Genomic DNA, 19226 nt, shown 5'->3' with positions numbered 1-19226 from the left:
CGCGGCGGGTATCTCCTGACTGCTCCGAGAGCAGGGCCGGAGCCCGCCTCCAGTCCCCGGCCGAGGTCGCGGTTCGTCCCGATCGACGGCCTCCGAGTGTCATCCTCGCGCGGGAGCGTCCGTGTGCTCTCCGCCCGTGCTCCCGGCGTCCTCGTTCGCCGCTTCCGCGCCCACGCCGTGAGCCGGCGCGGCGGCCCGTGGGAGCAGGAGCGTGGCCCCCACCCCCGCGAGCAGGATCAGCGCCGCGATCAGAGTGACCCGGCGGGTCGTCTCGGCGGAGGCCGCCACCGCCGCCGCGTGGATCGCCGGATCGCGCAGCGTCCTGATCGCCACACCGCCGCTCTCCTGTACGGCGCTCGCGACGGCGGTCCGCACCTGCGAGGGGACGCCGTCCAGATGGCGTTCGACCGACGAGCCGAGCCCCGTGACCAGCACCGCGCCGAGCACCGCGACCCCGAGGGCGGCGCCCACCTGGCGTACGGTGCTCTGCATGCCCGAGGCCTGGCCCGACTGGCTGGGCGGCACATCGGCCATCAGCACGCTGGTGAGCTGCGCCGAGGCGAACCCGATCCCCAGCCCGTAGACCACCAGCCAGGGGACGGGACGCCACGCGTTCATGTCGGCGTCGAGCGAGAGCGCTATGCCGAGCGCGCCGACGACCTCCAGGCCGATGCCGATCTGCACCACCGCGCGAGAACTGGCCTTCCTGACCAGGGTGGGGACCATGCCGCCGGCCAGGAACGTTCCGAGGGCCAGCGTGGCGATCACCAGGCCCGTCTGGAACGCGCTGTAGCCGAGCGCCGACTGCAGGAACAGCGGCAGCACGAGGATCAGCCCGAACTCGCCCAGCGCGATGACCATGGCCGCCATCGCGCCGTAGCGGAAGCTGGGCAGTGCGAAAAGGGTCAGGTCCACCAGCACCGGACGCCCCGCCCGCTGCCGGGACCGTTCGACCAGCACCAGTGCCACCAGCGCCGCGATCCCGATCGCGAACGCGAAGGGGACGGGGGTCACGCTCTCGAAGCGCAGCCCGAGGAGGTCGGCGGGCCGCAGCGGGGTGAGCCAGCCGTACTTCTGGCCTTCGATCAGCGCGAAGACGACCGAGGTGGTGCCGATCACGGCGAGCACGATGCCCAGCGGGTCGTGCCCCGAGGCGTGCTCGTCCCGCGAGTCGGGCACACGCAAAGTGCCGAGGAGGATCAGCGCCCCGATGGGCAGGTTGACCCAGAACGCGGAGCGCCAGCCGTACTCGGTGACGAGCCAGCCGCCGAGCAGCGGACCGACGCCCGCCATGCCGCCGATGACCGATCCCCAGACGGCGAAGCCGATCACCCGCTGTCTGCCGGTGTACGTGGAGTTGATGATGGCGAGGGTCATCGGGATGACCATCGCCGCGCCCACTCCCTGGATCACCCGGGCACCGATCAGGGCCGGGCCGCTGCCCGCGGCCGCCGCGAGGAGGCTGGCCGCCAGGAACACCGCGACCCCGGACGCGAAGAGGCGGCGCCTCCCGCGCAGGTCGCCCATACGCCCGAGCGGGATGAGCAGCGCCGCGAACATCAGCGAGTAGATGGAGTTGACCCACTCCACGTCGGTCGCGGTCAGACCCAGATCCGCGATGATCGCCGGAACCGCGACGTTCACGATCGTCCCGTCCACGACGATCATCGACGTCCCGAGCGCGAGCACGACGAGGGGCAGCCAGCCCTTACGGGAACTTGGCGACATCATGTCGCCAACAATAGCAACACCATGTCGCCATCTGTCCGCCATCCCGCTCACGGAGGACATGCGCTACGGCGACGCCGTCCTCGACCAACGCGGACTCACCTCCGCCGGGCGCGGGCGAGATCCCGTGCCAAGTGCGACGGGCGCAGCCCGGCGGCCGCCAGCCGACGGAGATCGGCCGCGGTGTCGTGCATGAGCTGCACGTGGAAGTAGTTGACGTATTCGAGCACCGCGACGAGAGCGAACGCCGCGCCGGGCCAGGAAGGGCGTCCGGGGTCGGCGGCCGCGGCGAACGCGGTGAACGCCACTCCGGCCATCAGGAGGGGAACGTCGGCCACTCGCGCGACCAGAAAGGCGCGAACGGCAGGAAGAGGGCCCGGCCTCCGCAACTGGCGGAGCTTGGCGATCCAGTACAGCGAACCCTGGACGAGGAGTGCCGCGGCCAGGGCGAATCCCACGGCGTTCGCCACCGTGACCGGCAGGCCGGCCACGCCGAACCAGACCCACGCCTGAAAGGGGATGTTGGCCGCTTCGAGCAGGGCCAGCATCCGAAGCCTGGACCGGACCTTGCCCGGCACGCCGGGAGCGGAGGCCCGAGCCGGGGAGGACGTCATGAAGGCACCGGGAAGCGGAAGGACCGGCCCCTAGGGAGGGACCGGTCCTTCTCCACGCCTACGCCTGACCCGCACCGTCGTTGGGAGCATCGGTCTCGTCATCACGCACGGGCTCGTCGGCCACGCCGAGGTCCTGGCGCAACCTCTCGAGATCCATGTTGTGGTTGGCGTATTTGAGCTGGCGAGCCACCTTCGTCTGCTTCGCCTTGGCCCGACCCCGCCCCATTGATCGTCCTCCCGTCACACAGGCCGTGCTTCGCCCTATTCTCTATCATTTGAAGAATTATGCAATTTCCCACACCGTCTAGGTGTTGGGCATAGGTTTGTCCATGGTGTACGGCTCGCGCCCGCGGGACCGGGCGGGTCCCCTGGAGGTCGCGACGCGGCGCACCGGCCGGCCCTGGAGCCGTCCGAGACACCTCGGCGGGTACGCCGCGCCTTCCGTACGACGTGCCAGGCCCGATCACCCGGGCCGCGTGTGCTCCGCCTCCCGCAACTCCGCCAGCAGCTCGCCCTGTCCGGCGATCATGTCGGTCAGGATGCGCCTCGCCGCTCGCAGCAGATCGGCCACATCGTTGCTGCTCAGCGCGTACACGACCGTGGATCCCTCGCGCGTCGAGGTCACGATACCCGCTCGTCGCAGCACGGCGAGCTGCTGCGACAGGTTGGACGCCTCCACGTCGATCCCGGCGAGCAGATCGCGTACCGGGAGGGGGCCGTGCTGGAGAAGTTCCAGGACCCGGACCCGTACGGGATGGCCGAGCGTGCGGAAGAAATCCGCCTTCGCCTGGTAGAGGGGAACGGGCATCAGCACCTCCCCCTGCGGCCGTCCGCCCCCGCTGGAGGGGCTGCTCGTCGAGGTGCGCGCGGCCCGTCGACGTCACACATGCACGTCTCCGTTCCCTGATGCGGAACCGGCTGACAACGAGAATTCGTCACACGCCATGATAGCCAATTGAAAACTTCTTCAAGTCCATCACGCGCTCGGTCGTCCATCGCGGCGACCGCGCGAAGCCGGAGAGCCGCCGCAGGGGCAGCGCCGGACCCCCACCCGAACAGCGCTGAGTCTGCACGGTTCCTCGTTCCCCCTCTCACATCCGCGTGCTTGGCTGGGCCGTGAGCGGCACCAGGAGGGCGCATGGCAGGTCGGCCGGGGATCCGCCCCTCTCAGACGCCGGCCACGGCGGGCGAGGGACGGCGGCGATGACGGGGCGGCGGACGGAACCGGTCCCGGTCCGCGAAGGGACCACTCCAGAGGAGGTCGCGCGTGTCGTCGCGCTCATCGGTTTCGTCTGCCTGCTGCCGCTCGCGGTCGTCGACTGGGTGCTCGGCACGGTGACGACACGCGTGCTCGTCTGCTCCGCGTACGGACGGGGCGGCGTGCTGGACTGCGGCGGGTCGGCGGGCTTCGGGGAGGCGATGCTGACGGGCACCCTCCTGGGACTCCTGCTCGTCGCCCTCCAGACGTGGTTGCTGGCCCGCGTCGTCCGGCGCGTTCACGCGCGCGGCTCGACCGGCCACCCACGACCTGCGGCGACGCCATCGGAGGTCGCCCGTCCGCCGGAGAACGGCACGACCTGACCCGCGGCAGGTGACACGCCGACCGCACAAGAACGGCATCGGGGCACCGCCCGGCGGTCACTCCCCCGGCGGGCCGGACGGCGACCGGCCGTCCGGCACGCCGGGGGGCGCGACCCGGCTCCGACGTCAGTCCTTGATCTCGCAGATCGTGGACCCGGCGGTGACACCCGCCCCGACCTGGGCGGAGAGCCCGGTCACGGTGCCCGCCTTGTGCGCGGTGAGCGGCTGTTCCATCTTCATCGCCTCGAGCACCACGATCACGTCGCCCTCGGCGACGACGGCGCCGTCCTCGACCGCGACCTTGACGATCGTGCCCTGCATGGGCGAGGTGAGCGCGTCGCCGCTCGCCGCGCCGCCGCCGGCCTTGCGGGAGCCGCCGGCGCGCTTCTGCCGTCCGCCGTTCGGCTTGGCCGACGAAACCGCCCCGGTCGCTCCCAGCCCGGCGGGCAGGACGACCTCCAGGCGCTTGCCGCCGACCTCGACCGTGATGCGCTCGACGGCGCCGGGCTCGGCGGTCGCCGTCTCACCGGCGTACGGGGCGATCGTGTTGTCGAACTCGGTCTCGATCCAGCGGGTGTGGACGTCGAACCGCTTGCTGTCGCCGATGAACGCGGGATCGTCGACCACCACGCGGTGGAAGGGCAGCACGGTCGGCATGCCCTCGACGACGAACTCGGCCAGCGCGCGGCGCGAGCGCTCCAGCGCCTGGGTGCGGTCGCGCCCGGTGACGATGAGCTTCGCGACCAGCGAGTCGAAGGAGCCGGGGACCGTCTCGCCCTGGTCGTACCCGGCGTCGAGCCGCACACCGGGGCCGGAGGGGGCGTGCCAACGGGTGATCGTGCCGGGCGCGGGCAGGAAGCCGCGGCCCGCGTCCTCGGCGTTGATCCGGAACTCGATCGAGTGCCCGCGGACCTTGGGGTCCTTGTAGCCGATCTCCTCGCCGCAGGCGATCCGGAACATCTCCCGGACCAGGTCGATGCCGGTGACCTCTTCGCTGACCGGGTGCTCGACCTGGAGCCGCGTGTTGACCTCGAGGAACGAGATCGTGCCGTCCTGGCCGACGAGGAACTCGCAGGTCCCGGCGCCGACGTAGCCCGCCTCGCGGAGGATCGCCTTGGACGACTCGTACAGCGTGGCGATCTGCTTGCGCGAGAGGAAGGGGGCCGGGGCCTCCTCGACGAGCTTCTGGTGGCGGCGCTGCAGCGAGCAGTCGCGGGTGCTGACCACGACGACGTTGCCGTGCCGGTCGGCCAGGCACTGGGTCTCCACGTGGCGGGGACGGTCCAGGTACCGCTCGACGAAGCACTCTCCGCGCCCGAACGCGGTGACCGCCTCGCGGACGGCCGACTCGTAGAGCTCGGGGATCTCCTCCAGGTTGCGGGCGACCTTCAGCCCGCGCCCGCCGCCGCCGTACGCGGCCTTGATGGCGATGGGCAGGCCGTGTTCGCGGGCGAACGCGACGACCTCGTCGGCGCCGGACACGGGGTCGCTGGTGCCGGCGACCAGCGGCGCGCCCACCTTCTGCGCGATGTGCCGGGCCTGCACCTTGTCGCCGAGGGCGTCGATCGCGGAGGGCGGGGGGCCGATCCAGACGAGGCCGGCGTCGATGACGGCCTGGGCGAAGGCGGAGTTCTCGGCGAGGAAGCCGTACCCGGGGTGGACGCCGTCGGCGCCGGTGCGGCGGGCCACGTCGAGGATCTTCTCGATGTCGAGGTAGGTCTCCGCCGGGCTGGCCCCGCCGAGCGCGTACGCCTCGTCCGCCATCCGCACGAACAGGGCGTCGCGGTCCTGGTCGGCGTAGATCGCCACGCTGCCGATTCCGGCGTCCTTGCAGGCGCGGACGACGCGCACGGCGATCTCGCCGCGGTTGGCGACGAGCACCTTGCGCAGGACGGGAGAGTTGCTCACTGAAGTCCTCCAAGCTTCCAGCTCGAGTCGCGCCAGGCTCCGGGACCGGCGACGAGGGGTCGGCGCATCATGTGGTGACGGGCGGCCCAGCGACGTGGCGGCGCGGGCACGGGGGCCGGGGCGGTCGCCGTACGCGCGGCGACCGCCATGACCAGCGCGGCGAGCTCCTCCGCGGAGGGCTCGCCCTTGATCACGCGCAGCTCGCTCACAGCGGGATGTTCCCGTGCTTCTTGGGCGGCAGCCCCTCCCGCTTGCCGCGCAGCAGCCGCAGCGAGCGGACGATCTCCCTCCGGGTCTCGCGAGGGGCGATCACCGCGTCGACGTAGCCACGCTCGGCCGCCTGGTAGGGGTTGGCCAGGGTGTCCTCGTACTCCGTGACCAGTTTGGCACGCAGCGCCTCGGGATCGTCGGCCCCGGCGAGTTCCTTGCGGTAGAGGATGTTGACCGCGCCCTGGGCGCCCATCACGGCGATCTGCGCGGTCGGCCAGGCGAGGTTGAGGTCGGCGCCGAGGTGCTTGGACCCCATCACGTCGTAGGCGCCGCCGTACGCCTTGCGGGTGATCACGGTGATCAGCGGGACGGTGGCCTCGGCGTACGCGTAGAGGAGCTTGGCGCCGCGGCGGATGATGCCGTTCCACTCCTGGTCGGTGCCGGGCAGGAAGCCGGGGACGTCGACGAGCGTGAGCACGGGGATGTTGAACGCGTCGCAGGTCCGCACGAAGCGCGCGGCCTTCTCCGAGGCGTTGATGTCGAGGGTGCCGGCGAACTGCATGGGCTGGTTGGCGACCACGCCGACCGGCCGGCCCTCCACCCGCCCGAAGCCGATGATGATGTTGGGCGCGAACAGCGCCTGCACCTCGAGGAAGTCGCCGTCGTCGAGGAGGGACTCGATGACGGTCCGCATGTCGTACGGCTGGTTCGCCGAGTCGGGCACCAGCGTGTCGAGCGCGAGGTCGACGTCGTTGACCTCGAGATCGGCCTCCTCGTCGAAGACCGGGGGGTCGTCGAGGTTGTTCTGGGGGAGGTAGGACAACAGCGCCTTCACGTATTCGAGCGCGTCGTCCTCGTCGTGGGCGAGGTAGTGGGCGTTGCCGCTCTTGGTGTTGTGGGTGAGGCCGCCGCCGAGCTCCTCGAAGGTGACGTCCTCGCCGGTGACGGTCTTGATGACCTCGGGGCCGGTGACGAACATGTGCGAGGTCTGGTCGACCATGACGGTGAAGTCGGTCAGCGCGGGCGAGTACACGTGGCCGCCCGCGCAGGCGCCCATGATCAGGGAGATCTGGGGGATCACGCCGGAGGCGTGGACGTTGCGCCGGAAGATCTCTCCGTACAGGCCGAGGGAGACGACGCCCTCCTGGATGCGCGCCCCCGCGCCCTCGTTGATGCCGATGATCGGTGATCCGGTCTTCACGGCGAGGTCCATGACCTTGCAGATCTTCTCGCCGTACACCTCTCCGAGGCTACCGCCGAGGAAGGTGAAGTCCTGCGCGAAGACGCAGACGTTCCGGCCGTCGATCGTGCCGTATCCGGTGATGACGCCGTCGCCGGGGACGCGGTTGCGCTCCAGCCCGAAGGCGGTGCTGCGGTGCTTGGCGAGCGCGTCCAACTCGACGAAGGAGCCCTCGTCGAGCAGCCGCTCGATCCGCTCCCTGGCGCTGATCTTGCCCTCGGCACGCCGCTTCTCGGCCGCGCGACCGGTGGATCCGACCCGTACGGCCTCGTCGCGCCGGTCTTCGAGATGGGCGAGCTTGCCCGCCGTACTGTGCAGATCCATTGATCACCACACCTCTTGAGACTGAGTTCCAAGCGTACGATACTGAGTCTCACAGCATTCGACAAGGTTCGCTATTTAGGGAGAATGGGCCGATGCCACGATCGCCCACCAGCCAGCGCCTCACCGACGCGGCGATCGGGCTCTTCAACGAGCGCGGCTACGACGAGACCACCGTGGACGACATCGCGGCCCGTGCCGGCGTGAGCCGCAGCACCTTCTTCCGGTACTACCGGTCGAAGGAAGAGGTGATCTTCCCTGACCACGACGCGCTGCTGGCGAAGGTCGAGGCCCGGCTGAGGGCCTCCACGGCCGGCACCGCGATCGTGGCGATCTGCGACGCCGTCCGCATCGTCCTCGCGCACTACGTCGAGGACGCGGAGGTGTCGCTACGGCGTTACCGCCTGGTCGGCCGGGTACCCGCGCTGCGGCACCGCGAGATCGCCAGCGTCGCACGCTACCAGCGGCTGTTCCGTGAGTACGTGGGCGACTGGCTGGCCGGGACGCCCGACGCCCCGCTGCGCGCCGAGCTGATGGCCTCGTCCGTCGTGGCGGCCCACAACCAGGTGCTGCGCGGCTGGCTGCGGGCGGGCGGCTCCTACGACCCCTTCGAACCGCTCGACCACGCCCTGCAGTACGTCATCAGGACGTTCCGGCACCTGGAGAACATGGAGGGGCCGCGCGAGGGCGAGGACCAGGTGGTCGTGGCGGCCTTCCCACGCTCGGCCTCCCCGGACGACGTCATGGACGCCATCCGGGCGCACCTCGGCTCGAGGCAGTAGCCGGGCGGCTACTGCCGCGAGCCGGGAGAGCCTCCGTTCAGGCGGACGCGTACTGCTGGGCGGCCTGCTCGGCGAGCTCGGGCTTGAGCGCCCGCAGCACCGCCACCGTGATCGCCCGCGCGTCCACGCCGAAGTGGCGGCGGGCCGCCTCCCTGGTGTCGGACAGGCCGAAGCCGTCGGTGCCCAGCGACACCCACTCCTGCTCGACCCACGGCCTGATCTGGTCGGGGACCGCCCGCATCCAGTCGCTCACCGCGACGACCGGCCCGTCCGCCCCGCCCAGGGCCGCGGTGACGTACGGCACGCGCTCGTGCTCCGCGGCCATCGCCTCGCGGCGCAGCTCGCTCCACGAGGTGACCGACCAGACGTCGGCGCCCACGCCCCAGTCGTCGGCGAGCAGCCGCTGCGCCTCCAGGGCCCAGTGCATCGCGGTGCCGCTGGCGAGGATCTGCGCCTGACCGCCTCCGGAGGAGTAGCGGTAGATGCCGCGCACGATGCCCTCCTCGACGCCCTCGGGCATCGCCGGCTGGGGCGACGGCTCGTTGTAGACGGTGAGGTAGTAGAAGACGTCCTCCGCCGCCTCGCCGTACATCCGGCGCAGACCGTCCCGGACGATCACCCCGACCTCGTACGCGAACGCGGGGTCGTAGCTGAGGCACGCGGGGTTGGCCGAGGCGAGGAGCTGCGAGTGGCCGTCGGCGTGCTGCAGACCCTCCCCCGTCATGGTGGTGCGGCCCGCGGTCGCGCCGATCAGGAATCCGCGCCCCATCTGGTCGGCGAGCGCCCACATCTGGTCGGCCGTACGCTGCCAGCCGAACATCGAGTAGAAGATGTAGAACGGGATCATCGGCTCGCCGTGGGTGGCGTAGCTGGTGGAGGCGGCGGTGAAGCTGGCCATGCAGCCCGCCTCGGTGATGCCCTCGTTAAGGATCTGCCCGGAGGCCGACTCCTTGTACGACAGGAGCAGCTCCCGGTCGACCGCGTCGTACCTCTGTCCGAGCGGGGAGTAGATCCCCGCGGTGGGGAAGAGCGACTCCATGCCGAACGTGCGGGCCTCGTCCGGGACGATGGGCACCCAGCGCGCGCCGGTGCCGGGCACCTTCATCAGGTCCTTGACCAGGCGGACGAAGGCCATCGTGGTGGCGACGGTGGCACCGCCCTTGGCCAGCGCCTCGAACGGCCGGTCCGGCGCGGGCGGCACCGGGGTGTACACGCTGGAGCGCCGGGGCACAGGGCCGCCCAGCGCGTTCCGCCGCTCGGCGAGGTAGCGGAGCTCCTCCGGGCCGGGCCGCAGGTACGGCGGCAGCTCCCCGTCCAGCGCCGAGTCGGGAACGGGCAGGTCGAGGCGGTCGCGCATGGCGCGGAACTCGTCCTGCGTGAGCTTCTTCATCTGGTGGTTGGCGTTGCGCGACTCGAAGCCCGAGCCGAGCGTCCACCCCTTGACGGTCTGCACCAGGATGACCGTGGGCCCGTCGTGGTGGTCCAGGGCCGCGCGGTAGGCGGCGTGGATCTTGCGCGGCTCGTGTCCGGCCCGCGAGCCGCCGACGATGCGTTCGAGCTCCTCGTCGCCGTACGGCGCGGCCAGGTCCTCCAGCCCGCGGAACAGGTGCTCGCGGATGTAGGCGCCGCTGGAGGCGGCGTAGGTCTGGAACTGCCCGTCGGGCACCTCGCCCAGGCGGGCGGCGAGCAGCCCGCCGACGTCGCGGCCGAGCAGGCCGTCCCATTCCGTGCCCCAGAGCGCCTTGACGACGTTCCAGCCCGCGCCGCGGAAGACGTTCTCCAGCTCGCGTACGACGCGGGTGTTGCCGCGTACCGGCCCGTCGAGCCGCTGCAGGTTGCAGTTGATCACGAAGGTGAGGTTGTCGAGCTTCTCCCTGGCGGCCAGGGTGAGCGCGGCGGTCGCCTCGGGCTCGTCCATCTCGCCGTCACCGAGGAAGGCCCACACGTGGCCGCGCGAGGTGTCTTTGATCCCCCTGGCGGCGAGGTAGCGGTTGAACCTGGCCTGGTAGATCGCGTTCAGCGGGCCGAGCCCCATGGAGACGGTGGGGAACTGCCAGAAGTCCGGCATCGCCCGGGGATGCGGATAGGACGGGAGCCCTCCCCCGCCGGCCTCCCGGCGGAACCGGTCGAGCTGGGCCTCGGTCAGCCGCCCCTCCAGGAACGCGCGGGCGTAGATGCCCGGCGAGGCGTGGCCCTGGAAGTAGACCTGGTCCTCGGTGCCGTGGAAGAAGTGGTTGAAGCCCACCTCGTACAGCCATGCCGCCGAGGCGTAGGTGGAGATGTGGCCGCCGAGGCCGAGCTTGCTGCCCCTCGTCACCATGGCGGCGGCGTTCCAGCGGTCGTAGGCCGCGATCCGCTCCTCGATCGCCAGGTCGCCCGGATACGGGGGCTCCTCAGCGGTGGGAACGGTGTTCAGGTAGGGGACCGTCGGCGCTCCGATCGTGTCGAGCAGCCGCCCCATCAGATAGCGGGCCCGGTCGGGGCCCGCCTCCCGTACGAGCGCCTCCAGGGACTCGCGCCATTCGGCCGTCTCCTCCGGGTCGGCGTCGGGGATCTGGTCCCACAGTGCCATGGCCACCGCCTTTACTTCCTGGGGAAATGCCAATCATCCGATGATTCCATCAGATGATAGTCCCTGCTGCACTGTTCTCCCAGAGGGCGAAGAACCATGCCCGGCCGATCGCGTCCCGGGGCCGAGACGACCGGCCGCGGCGCCGGAGTGCGGCGACCCGAGCGGCCGTGCCCGGACAGCCGACACCCCGGCTCCTCGTGCGCCGTGCTCACTGACATATCCCCGGAGCGGCGGAGCCGTCCCCGTGTTCTCCCAGGTCTTTGCCGTTCCGTGGGGCTAGATGCCTAGAAATACCTCGTAAGCAGAGCTAACGTCCCTTATATGAGCGAATCGGACCGCTCGCTCCTTTCAGTGTCGCTCGCCGACGTCCTGTCGGGCATTCAGCGGCTGGTCCGGCGACGGCTGCGCTCCGGGCTGGCCGCGCCGCCGCTGCGCGGCGCGCAGGTGGAACTGCTGCGTCTGGCGACGGACAACCCCGGAATCGGGGTGTCGGCGGCGGCCAGGGAGCTCTGTCTCGCCGCGAACTCGGTGTCCACGCTGGTCAACCAGCTCATCGCGGCCGGCCTGCTGCTCCGCGAGACCGACCCGGCCGACCGCCGCTCCGCCCGGCTGTCGGCCACGCCCGAGGCCGAGACACGGCTGCGGGCCTGGCGGGACCGGCGCGCCGCGCTCCTCCAGGAGCACGTCGTACGGCTCGGCGAGGGCGACCGGGCCGCGCTCGCCGCCGCGCTTCCGGCGCTGCGGCGGCTCGCCGAGAGCCTGCACGAGGAAGTGGAGGGACCGTGACACCCGACGCCGTGACACCCGAGCCCGTGACACCCGCTCCCGTGACGACCGGAACCGTGACACCCGAGCCGGTGACGACCGGAACCGTGACACCCGCTCCCGTGACCGGAACTACGGCGACCGGTGGGGTAGCCCCCGACGCCGTCTCCTGCCGCGGGCTGCGCTACTCCTTCGGCCGGACGAAGGCCGTGGACGGGGTCGACCTGACGGTCGTCTCCGGCGAGGTCTTCGGCCTGCTCGGCCCGAACGGCGCGGGCAAGACCACCGCGATCCGCTGCCTCACCACGCTGCTGCCGGTCCCGGCGGGGACGGTGCAGGTCTTCGGTCACGACGCGGCGAAGGAGCGGATGGCGGTCCGGCGCATGATCGGGTACGTCCCGCAACAGCTCTCCGCGGACGCGAGCCTCACCGGACGGGAGAACGTCGCCCTGTTCGCCCGGCTGTTCGACGTGCGCCGCCGCGAGCGGGCGGAGCGCGTCGCGCTCGCGCTGGAGGCGGTCGGCCTCGCCGACGCCGCCGACCGGATGGCGGGGACCTACTCCGGCGGCATGATCCGCCGGCTCGAACTCGCCCAGGCCCTGGTGACCGCGCCGCGCTTGCTGATGCTCGACGAGCCGACGATCGGGCTCGATCCCATCGCGCGCACCGGCGTGTGGGAGCACATCACCGCGATCCGGGCCGCCACGGGGATGACGGTGCTGGTCACCACGCACTACATGGACGAAGCCGACCAGTACTGCGACCGCGTCGCGCTCATGCACGCCGGGCGCGTCCAGGCGCTCGACACGCCGGAACGGCTCAAGGCCGCGCTGCGCGACCGCCGCGGGGACGACTCCGCGCCGACGCTGGAGGACGTCTTCCGCGACGTCGTCGGCGGCGACCTCGGCGCGAGCGAAGAAGGGGGAGATTTCCGTGATGTCCGCCGCACCCGCCGGACGGCCTCCCGTCTCGGCTGAACCCGCCGCGGCCCTGGGGCTCGCCCCGCTGCTCACCACGCCCCGCGCCCGTCCCGGATGGTGGGTGCTGCCCGCCAGGGTCGGCGCTATGTGCCTCGTGGAGCTGCAGAAGCTGCGCCACGACCGGACCGAGCTGTACACGCGCGCCGTCCAGCCCGCCCTGTGGCTGCTGATCTTCGGCGAGACCTTCACCCGCATCCGGGCGATCCCGACCGGAGGAGTGCCGTACCTGGACTATCTCGCGCCCGGGATCATCGCCCAGTCGGCGATGTTCATCGCGATCTTCTACGGCATCATGATCATCTGGGAGCGCGACTCGGGCGTGCTGACCAAGCTCCTAGTGACGCCGACCCCGCGGGCCGCACTGGTGGCCGGCAAGGCGTTCGCGTCCGGGGTCAAGTCCTTGATGCAGGCGGCGGTCGTCCTCGTGCTCGCCACCCTGCTCGGCGTCGCCCTGACCTGGAACCCGCTGCGCCTGCTCGGCGTTGCCGCGGCCGTGCTCCTGGCCTCGGCGTTCTTCTCCTGCCTGTCGATGAGCATCGCCGGGATCGTGCTGACCCGCGACCGGTTGATGGGCGTCGGCCAGGCGATCACGATGCCGCTCTTCTTCGGGTCCAACGCGCTCTACCCGGTCGACGTCATGCCGGACTGGCTGCGCGCGGTCAGCGCGGTCAACCCGCTCAGCTACCAGGTCGACGCCCTGCGCGGCCTGCTGCTGGGCACGCCCTCCCACCTGCTGCTGGACTTCCTGGTCCTGCTCGCCGCCGCGGCGGCCGGCATCACCGCCGCGTCCTGCCTGCTCGGCCGGCTCGCCCGCTGACGTCCCGGCGCGCTTCCCGGGTCGGCGGGAAGACCGCCGCGGCGAAGATCGGGCAAAGACTCCGTCACCACGCCCGCTGTCTCTCCCCACGTTCCGCCGGGCGGTGTTTGTGCTGGTGAAGCGCCTGGTATCGGAGCCATATCGGCCGGTCGGCCGGGCACGGGCAGGCCGATCGCCGTCCGCCCCCTCCGTTCGCACTCCGACGGCGTACGGCCGGTGAGCAGAGGCATGACCTCGTCCCGCGCGGCGCGGGGAACGGGCGGCGCGGGAACGGAGCGTGCGGGTGATGGGACGGCGGACGGCACGGGCGGCGTCCCCGATGACGTCCTCCGTCCGGCGGCGGCTCGGGCACGTGTGCCGGGCGGCGGGCGCGCCGGCGCTGCTCCTGCTGCTCTCCTCGTGCGGCGGCGCCGCGCCGTCCACGCTGTCCCCGGCGGGCGTGGGGGCGAGGCGTGTCGCGGGGCTGTGGTGGCTGCTCTTCGGCATCTCGGTGGTCGTGGCCGTGCTGGTCGCGGTGCTGCTCGCCTGGGTGATGGCCCGGCGCACGCGGGCCGGGGTGCACGCGCGGACCGGGTCCGGCCGCGCGTTCGTCGTGACGATGGGGGTGGTGCTGCCCGCGATCGTGCTCGCGTTCGTGTACGCGGTCGGCCTGCGCGACCTGCGTGACCTGGCCGTTCCGCGCGATCCCCACGCGCTGGTGATCGAGGTCGTCGGCCACCAGTGGTGGTGGGAGGTGCGCTACCCCGCCTCCGGCTTCGTGACCGCCAACGAGATCCACGTCCCGACGGGGAGCACCGTCCGCCTCCGGCTGAGCACGGCCGACGTGAACCACAGCTTCTGGGTGCCCCAGCTCGCGGTGAAGACCGACCTCATCGCCGGGCGGGTGAACGAGATGTGGCTGCGCGCCGAGCACGACGGCGTCTACCGGGGCCAGTGCGCCGAGTACTGCGGGCTCCAGCACGGCCACATGGCCTTCCACGTGATCGCCCAGCCCGCTGCCGAGTTCGCGTCCTGGCTGGCCGGGCAGGCGCGCCCGGCGGCCGTCCCCGCGGGCGGCGCGCCGGCGCGCGGCCTGCGGGTGCTGGAGGCGTCGTCCTGCGCGGCGTGCCACACCGTGCGCGGCACGCGGGCGGACGGGAAGGTCGGCCCGGACCTGACGCACGTGGGCGGCAGGCGCTTCCTGGCCGCGGGCGCGATCCCGAACACGCCCGGCTACCTGGGCGGCTGGATCTCCGACTCGCAGTCGATCAAGCCGGGCAACGCCATGCCGCCCCAGCCGCTGGCCCCCGAGGACCTGCGCTCGCTCATCGCCTACCTCGGAACGCTGCGTTAGGAGGGCCCATGAGCATCGCGGACGCGGCGGGGGCGTACCGGGCGGCGGAGGAGGCGGCCGGCGAGCGGGTGGCCCGCCACTGGCCCGAGGGCCACGGCCTGCGCGGCTGGATCACCACGGTGGACCACAAGCGGATCGGCCGGCGCTACATGGTGACCGCCGCGGTGTTCTTCACCCTGGCCGGCATCGAGGCGCTGGTAATGCGCACCCAGCTCACCCTCCCGGAGGGCAAGGTGGTCTCGCCGGGCGTGTACGACCAGCTCTTCTCCCTGCACGGCACGGCGATGATCTTCTTCTTCGCCACGCCGATGCTGTTCGGGTTCGGCAACTTCCTGCTGCCGCTCATGCTGGGCACCCGCGACATGGCCTTCCCGCGGTTCAACGCGTTCGGCTACTGGGTGTTCGCGGCGGCCGGCCTGTTCATGTTCTCCAGCCTGCTGTTCGGGGTCGCGCCGAACGCCGGCTGGTTCGCGTACGTCCCGCTGAGCGGCGCCCGCTACACGCCCGACCTCAACCTGGACGTGTACTCCCTGGGGCTGCTGTTCCTCGGCATCTCCACCACTGGGTCGGGGATCAACTTCATCGCGACCGCGCTCAAGCTGCGCGCCCCGGGCATGACGCTCAGCCGCGTGCCGGTGTTCGTGTGGGCGCTGGTGGTGACCTCGTTCATGGTGGTCTTCGCGCTGCCGCCGCTGAACCTCGCCAACGCGATGCTGTTCCTGGACCGGCGCTTCGGCACCAAGTTCTTCGTGCCCACCGGCGGCGGGGACGCGCTGCTGTGGCAGCACCTGTTCTGGCTGTTCGGCCACCCGGACGTGTACATCATCGTGCTGCCCGCGCTCGGCATCGTCTCGGCGATCGTGCCGACGTTCTCCCGGCGGCCCATCGCCGCGTACCCGGTGATCGTGCTGGCCACGGTGGCGACCGGCATCATCAGCTTCGGCGTGTGGGTCCACCACATGTTCGCGGTGGGGCTGCCGCAGCTCGCCATGACCTTCTTCTCGGCGGCGAGCATCGTCATCACGATCCCGGCCGGGATCCAGATCTTCTCGTGGCTGGGGACGATGCTCCTCGGGCGGGTCGTGCTCGCCGTCCCGATGCTGTGGGCGCTGGGCTTCATCCTGGTGTTCGTGCTGGGCGGGGTCACCGGTGTGATGTTCGCCATCGTGCCGTTCGACCAGCAGAGCACCGACTCCTACTTCGTCGTCGCGCACTTCCATTACGTGCTGTTCGGCGGCGCGGTCTTCCCCATCATCGGCGGCGTCTTCTACTGGTGGCCGAAGTTCACCGGCCGGACGACGAGCGTGCGGGCCGGGCTCTGGTCGTTCTGGCTGGTCTTCGCCGGGTTCAACCTCACCTTCTTTCCCATGCACATCGCCGGGCTGCTCGGGATGCCGCGCCGCGTCTACACCTTCTCCCCGGGGCTGGGGTGGGACGCGTGGAACCTGCTCAGCACCGCCGGCGCCTACCTGCTGGCCGTGGGCCTGCTCGTCACCTTGAGCACTCTGCTGTACAGCCTGCGGCGGGGGGCGCCGGCGCCGCCGGACCCCTGGGGCGGCGAGACGCTCGAGTGGGCCACCGCCTCTCCGCCGCCGACGCACGACTTCGCCGTCATCCCGACCGTGTACAGCCTGCACCCGCTGTGGGACCAGCGGACGCTGGACTCGTTCCACGAGGAGAGCCGGTCCCCGCTGCACGTGCAGGCCGACGGCCACGACGTGCTGCGCACCACCGAGCTCGACGCCGAGCCGCAACTCGGGGTCGAGATGCCGGAGGACACGCCGGTCCCGTTCGTGGCCGCGTTCGGGCTCCTCATCGCGTTCACGTCGCTGCTCCTCGGCGGATACCTCGCGGCGATCGCGGGGGCGGCCGTCTTCGGGTTCTCCCTCATGTGGTGGCTGTGGCCGAGGGACCGTCCCGGGAGCTCCGGCGGAGGCGAACGGCGAGGCGAGGGCGAGGGCGGCGGTTCGGCCGGAGGCGAGCGGGAGGAGGCGTCCGCATGAGCGTCACGCGAGGCCAGAGGGCCGCCGCGAGCAAGCGGAGGGCCGCTCCGCACCGCAGGGTCCCGCCCAGCGGCCGGACCCCGGCCTGGTGGGGCATGGTCATGTTCGTCACCACGGAGGGCATGCTCTTCGCCTGCGTGCTCGCCTCGTACTTCTACATCCGGTTCTCCACCCGGGGGCCGTGGCCGCCCGGCGGCATCGAGAACCCCGAGCTGACCAAGCCCCTCGTGATGACCGCGCTGCTGGTGAGCAGCAGCGGGCCCATGCTGTGGGCCGACTGGGCCGTACGGCACGGCCGCACCGGGCAGCTCAAGGGCGGCCTGGCGCTGACCCTGCTGCTCGGCGCGACCTTCCTCGGCCTGCAGGGCAGCGAGTACATGGAGAAGTTCAAGAAGTTCTCCTGGAGCGAGAACGTGTACGGCTCGCTCTTCTACGGCATCACCGGCTTCCACGGGACGCATGTGGCCGTGGGGCTGGTGATGATCCTGTTCACGATCGTGGCGGCGCTGCGCGGCAAGTTCAGCGCCAAGCGCCACGAACGGGTGCGGCTGGTGGCGTTCTACTGGCACTTCGTGGACGCCGTGTGGGTCTTCATCCTGTTCACGATCTATCTCAGTCCGAAGCTGTGAGCGGGGGGGCGTGACCTCGATGAGCGGCACCTCCCACCCGGCCAAGGAGGCCCAGCCGTGGAAGTCCTGGTTCCGCGGGCTGCTGCTGTGGTTCGGCGTGCTCGGCGGCGTCGTCGCCTGGGCGCTCCACCTGATCACCGCCTGGGGGCTGGTCGAGCTGGTCTGCCACAGCGGCCACACGGCCGTCGCCGGGATGTCGCTGCACGCCGTGGTCATCACCGCCACGGTGCTGCCCGCGGCGATCGCGCTGGCGGCGCTGGCCACGGCCTGGTGGACGTCCTCCCGGGAACTGGGCGGATGGGCGGAGTGGAAGACCGACCGGATCCGCTTCACCGCCCAGATCGGCCTCTGGCTCGACGGCCTGGCCGCGGTGATAATCCTCTTCGGCGGAGGCGCGGTGGCGACGTTCCAGCCGTGCGTGACATGACGGCGCTCGCGCACGGCGACGACACCGGCTCCTGGGGCTGGGACGCGATCGCCGTGACCGCGTGGATCGTCGTCGCGGCCGGCGGCTACCTCGCCGGCCTGCGGGTCTTCGCGGGACGGCGGCCCCTTGCCGTCCCGGCGGGGCGGCCCTCTCGAAACGTCATGCGGCTGTCGGCGGCGGGCGCCAAGCGCCTCGGGCGGTGGCGGGTCGCCGCCTTCGCGGCCGGCCTGCTCGCGCTCGCCACCGCGCTGCTGCCGCCGCTCGACCACCTGGCCGACGAACGGTTCTCCGCGCACATGGCGCAGCACATGCTGCTCATGGTCGTGGCCGCGCCGCTCCTCGCGGCCGGAGCCCCCGGGCTGGTGCTCCCGCTCGTCCTGCCGCCGCGATGGCGTGCCCGGCTCGCCGCCCTCCGGCACCGGAGCCGCACAGTGCTGCGGCCGCTCTACTTCCCGGTCACGGCCTGGGCGGTCCATTCGGCGGTGCTGTGGATCTGGCACCTTCCGGCCGCCTACGACCTCGCGCTCGACGTCGAGCCGGTGCACGTGGCCGAGCACGCCTGCTTCCTCGCCGCCGCCTGGCTCCTGTGGTGGCACACAGTCACCCCCACCCGGCACCGCCTCTGCCCGCCGGTCGCGACGCTCTACCTGTTCGTCACCGCGCTGCCGGCGGCGGCGCTCGGCGCCGTCCTCACGCTGGCGCCCGCTCCGCTGTACCCGTCCCAGGCGGCGGCCGCGGCCGCGTCCGGCGCGAACCCGCTGGCCGACCAGCAGCTCGCCGGCCTGGTGATGTGGGTGCCGGCGGACGTCGTCTACTTCGCCGCGATCGTGGTCTTCTTCCTCGCCTGGATGGGGACCGCGGAAAGGGGGAACGACGCCATGACGCTGCCCGCGTCCTCGTCGGAGGAGGCCGGCCGATGAGGCGGCGGGGCGGCGCCGTCCCCGGCCGCCGCGTGATCGCCGCGGTCGCGCTCGCGGTGCTGGCGGCGTGCGCCGGAGGCTGCGGCGCGGGCGGCGAGCCGCCGCCGGAGGTGCCCGACGGCAGCCCGGCGAAGGGGCGGCTCCTCCTCAGCCGGTACGGCTGCACCTCCTGCCACACCGTGCCCGGCGTCGAGGGGGACGCGCTCGTGGGCCCGCCGCTCACGTCCTTCGGACGGCGCGGCTACATCGCCGGGGAGCTGCCGAACAGCGGGCCGAACCTGCAGCGCTGGATCCGCAACCCGCCCGCGATCGAGCCGGGGACGGCCATGCCGAACCTCGGCGTGACCGAGCAGGACGCGCGCGACATCGCCGCCTACCTCTTCACCCTGGACTGAC

19 protein-coding genes are annotated in these 19226 nt (G+C 71.7%); 11 read left to right on the top strand and 8 right to left on the bottom strand.

The genetic code is table 11. The features are described from left to right. Positions 1 to 99 precede the first annotated feature (99 nt). The 4 genes from AWQ68_RS23790 to AWQ68_RS23780 form a co-directional block, all read right to left on the bottom strand. The gene (locus tag AWQ68_RS23790; protein ID WP_066943789.1) at positions 100 to 1731 is read right to left on the bottom strand and encodes an MFS transporter; all 1632 of its coding nucleotides are present in this window, start codon (positions 1729 to 1731) and stop codon (positions 100 to 102) included. Between the two features lie 95 nt (positions 1732 to 1826). After that, a complete protein-coding gene (locus AWQ68_RS23785) occupies positions 1827 to 2342 on the bottom strand; it encodes a hypothetical protein (protein WP_066943787.1) in 516 nt (171 codons plus the stop codon). Positions 2343 to 2400: 58 nt separating this feature from the next. Beyond that, on the bottom strand, positions 2401 to 2568 hold the full coding sequence (locus AWQ68_RS41225; protein WP_084464334.1) for a DUF3073 domain-containing protein: 168 nt from the start codon (positions 2566 to 2568) through the stop codon (positions 2401 to 2403). A gap of 237 nt (positions 2569 to 2805) precedes the next feature. Beyond that, positions 2806 to 3150, bottom strand: coding sequence for an ArsR/SmtB family transcription factor (locus AWQ68_RS23780; RefSeq protein ID WP_066943785.1), 345 nt, complete (start codon positions 3148 to 3150; stop codon positions 2806 to 2808). 395 nt (positions 3151 to 3545) lie between these two features. Between AWQ68_RS23780 and AWQ68_RS23775 the strand changes: the two genes are divergently transcribed. Beyond that, the gene (locus AWQ68_RS23775) at positions 3546 to 3923 is read left to right on the top strand and encodes a hypothetical protein (protein ID WP_066943783.1); all 378 of its coding nucleotides are present in this window, start codon (positions 3546 to 3548) and stop codon (positions 3921 to 3923) included. Positions 3924 to 4049: 126 nt separating this feature from the next. Here AWQ68_RS23775 and AWQ68_RS23770 read toward each other — a convergent pair whose 3' ends face one another. Genes AWQ68_RS23770 through AWQ68_RS23760 form a run of 3 tightly spaced genes read right to left on the bottom strand, consistent with a single transcriptional unit; the run spans position 4050 to position 7605 of the window. Beyond that, positions 4050 to 5813, bottom strand: a complete 1764-nt coding sequence (locus AWQ68_RS23770) for an acetyl/propionyl/methylcrotonyl-CoA carboxylase subunit alpha (RefSeq protein WP_066943954.1) — start codon at positions 5811 to 5813, stop codon at positions 4050 to 4052. A gap of 14 nt (positions 5814 to 5827) precedes the next feature. Next, positions 5828 to 6040, bottom strand: a complete 213-nt coding sequence (locus AWQ68_RS23765) for an acyl-CoA carboxylase epsilon subunit (RefSeq protein ID WP_066943781.1) — start codon at positions 6038 to 6040, stop codon at positions 5828 to 5830. After that, a complete protein-coding gene (locus AWQ68_RS23760) occupies positions 6037 to 7605 on the bottom strand; it encodes an acyl-CoA carboxylase subunit beta (RefSeq protein ID WP_066943779.1) in 1569 nt (522 codons plus the stop codon). Before AWQ68_RS23760 ends, AWQ68_RS23765 begins: the two co-directional genes overlap by 4 nt. Before the next feature lie 92 nt (positions 7606 to 7697). Between AWQ68_RS23760 and AWQ68_RS23755 the strand changes: the two genes are divergently transcribed. After that, a complete protein-coding gene (locus tag AWQ68_RS23755) occupies positions 7698 to 8384 on the top strand; it encodes a TetR family transcriptional regulator (RefSeq protein WP_066943777.1) in 687 nt (228 codons plus the stop codon). Between the two features lie 37 nt (positions 8385 to 8421). Here the strand turns inward: AWQ68_RS23755 and aceE are convergent, their stop codons facing one another. After that, positions 8422 to 10956, bottom strand: a complete 2535-nt coding sequence (aceE, locus tag AWQ68_RS23750; protein WP_066943952.1) for a pyruvate dehydrogenase (acetyl-transferring), homodimeric type — start codon at positions 10954 to 10956, stop codon at positions 8422 to 8424. A 321-nt stretch (positions 10957 to 11277) separates the two neighbouring features. Here aceE and AWQ68_RS23745 point away from each other — a divergent pair, with 321 nt between their 5' ends. The 9 genes from AWQ68_RS23745 (at position 11278) to AWQ68_RS23705 (ending at position 19225) form a co-directional block, all read left to right on the top strand. Then, positions 11278 to 11742, top strand: a complete 465-nt coding sequence (locus AWQ68_RS23745; RefSeq protein ID WP_066943775.1) for a MarR family winged helix-turn-helix transcriptional regulator — start codon at positions 11278 to 11280, stop codon at positions 11740 to 11742. Between the two features lie 101 nt (positions 11743 to 11843). Further along, positions 11844 to 12698, top strand: a complete 855-nt coding sequence (locus AWQ68_RS23740; protein ID WP_066943950.1) for an ABC transporter ATP-binding protein — start codon at positions 11844 to 11846, stop codon at positions 12696 to 12698. Then, positions 12658 to 13518: an ABC transporter permease gene (locus AWQ68_RS23735; RefSeq protein WP_066943773.1), complete on the top strand. Its 861-nt coding sequence runs from the start codon at positions 12658 to 12660 to the stop codon at positions 13516 to 13518. The genes AWQ68_RS23740 and AWQ68_RS23735 overlap by 41 nt, the downstream gene beginning before the upstream one ends. A 319-nt stretch (positions 13519 to 13837) precedes the next feature. Then, positions 13838 to 14851 (top strand): cytochrome c oxidase subunit II, encoded by a 1014-nt coding sequence (gene coxB, locus AWQ68_RS23730; protein WP_066943948.1) that lies wholly within the window; start codon positions 13838 to 13840, stop codon positions 14849 to 14851. A gap of 8 nt (positions 14852 to 14859) precedes the next feature. Further along, complete coding sequence (gene ctaD, locus AWQ68_RS23725) at positions 14860 to 16854, top strand: cytochrome c oxidase subunit I (RefSeq protein ID WP_066943771.1); 1995 nt, start codon at positions 14860 to 14862, stop codon at positions 16852 to 16854. Then, positions 16851 to 17483, top strand: coding sequence for a cytochrome c oxidase subunit 3 (locus AWQ68_RS23720; protein WP_084464333.1), 633 nt, complete (start codon positions 16851 to 16853; stop codon positions 17481 to 17483). Before ctaD ends, AWQ68_RS23720 begins: the two co-directional genes overlap by 4 nt. A gap of 19 nt (positions 17484 to 17502) precedes the next feature. Then, positions 17503 to 17910 carry a hypothetical protein gene (locus tag AWQ68_RS43650; RefSeq protein ID WP_169808978.1) on the top strand — a complete coding sequence of 136 codons (408 nt, stop codon included), beginning with the start codon at positions 17503 to 17505 and terminating at the stop codon, positions 17908 to 17910. Beyond that, entirely contained in the window at positions 17907 to 18830 is a 924-nt protein-coding gene (locus AWQ68_RS23710) for a cytochrome c oxidase assembly protein (protein ID WP_066943768.1), read from the top strand. The genes AWQ68_RS43650 and AWQ68_RS23710 overlap by 4 nt, the downstream gene beginning before the upstream one ends. Then, positions 18827 to 19225 carry a c-type cytochrome gene (locus AWQ68_RS23705; protein WP_066943766.1) on the top strand — a complete coding sequence of 133 codons (399 nt, stop codon included), beginning with the start codon at positions 18827 to 18829 and terminating at the stop codon, positions 19223 to 19225. The genes AWQ68_RS23710 and AWQ68_RS23705 overlap by 4 nt, the downstream gene beginning before the upstream one ends. Position 19226 lies beyond the last annotated feature (1 nt).

This window comes from Microtetraspora fusca (assembly GCF_001570365.1).
Classification (GTDB): domain Bacteria; phylum Actinomycetota; class Actinomycetes; order Streptosporangiales; family Streptosporangiaceae; genus Microtetraspora; species Microtetraspora fusca.
Note: the sequence above shows the minus strand (reverse complement) of the source record. Positions and strands in the feature narration are given on the sequence as shown.

What these genes read in the sequence shown, in the direction of transcription:
- AWQ68_RS23790 (WP_066943789.1), bottom strand. Translation starts at nt 1,731, where the DNA reads ATGATGTCGCCAAGTTCCCGTAAGGGCTGGCTGCCCCTCGTCGTGCTC.
- AWQ68_RS23785 (WP_066943787.1), bottom strand. Translation starts at nt 2,342, where the DNA reads ATGACGTCCTCCCCGGCTCGGGCCTCCGCTCCCGGCGTGCCGGGCAAG.
- AWQ68_RS41225 (WP_084464334.1), bottom strand. Translation starts at nt 2,568, where the DNA reads ATGGGGCGGGGTCGGGCCAAGGCGAAGCAGACGAAGGTGGCTCGCCAG.
- AWQ68_RS23780 (WP_066943785.1), bottom strand. Translation starts at nt 3,150, where the DNA reads ATGCCCGTTCCCCTCTACCAGGCGAAGGCGGATTTCTTCCGCACGCTC.
- AWQ68_RS23775 (WP_066943783.1), top strand. Translation starts at nt 3,546, where the DNA reads ATGACGGGGCGGCGGACGGAACCGGTCCCGGTCCGCGAAGGGACCACT.
- AWQ68_RS23760 (WP_066943779.1), bottom strand. Translation starts at nt 7,605, where the DNA reads ATGGATCTGCACAGTACGGCGGGCAAGCTCGCCCATCTCGAAGACCGG.
- AWQ68_RS23755 (WP_066943777.1), top strand. Translation starts at nt 7,698, where the DNA reads ATGCCACGATCGCCCACCAGCCAGCGCCTCACCGACGCGGCGATCGGG.
- aceE (WP_066943952.1), bottom strand. Translation starts at nt 10,956, where the DNA reads ATGGCACTGTGGGACCAGATCCCCGACGCCGACCCGGAGGAGACGGCC.
- AWQ68_RS23745 (WP_066943775.1), top strand. Translation starts at nt 11,278, where the DNA reads ATGAGCGAATCGGACCGCTCGCTCCTTTCAGTGTCGCTCGCCGACGTC.
- AWQ68_RS23735 (WP_066943773.1), top strand. Translation starts at nt 12,658, where the DNA reads ATGTCCGCCGCACCCGCCGGACGGCCTCCCGTCTCGGCTGAACCCGCC.
- coxB (WP_066943948.1), top strand. Translation starts at nt 13,838, where the DNA reads ATGACGTCCTCCGTCCGGCGGCGGCTCGGGCACGTGTGCCGGGCGGCG.
- ctaD (WP_066943771.1), top strand. Translation starts at nt 14,860, where the DNA reads ATGAGCATCGCGGACGCGGCGGGGGCGTACCGGGCGGCGGAGGAGGCG.
- AWQ68_RS23720 (WP_084464333.1), top strand. Translation starts at nt 16,851, where the DNA reads ATGAGCGTCACGCGAGGCCAGAGGGCCGCCGCGAGCAAGCGGAGGGCC.
- AWQ68_RS43650 (WP_169808978.1), top strand. Translation starts at nt 17,503, where the DNA reads ATGAGCGGCACCTCCCACCCGGCCAAGGAGGCCCAGCCGTGGAAGTCC.
- AWQ68_RS23710 (WP_066943768.1), top strand. Translation starts at nt 17,907, where the DNA reads ATGACGGCGCTCGCGCACGGCGACGACACCGGCTCCTGGGGCTGGGAC.
- AWQ68_RS23705 (WP_066943766.1), top strand. Translation starts at nt 18,827, where the DNA reads ATGAGGCGGCGGGGCGGCGCCGTCCCCGGCCGCCGCGTGATCGCCGCG.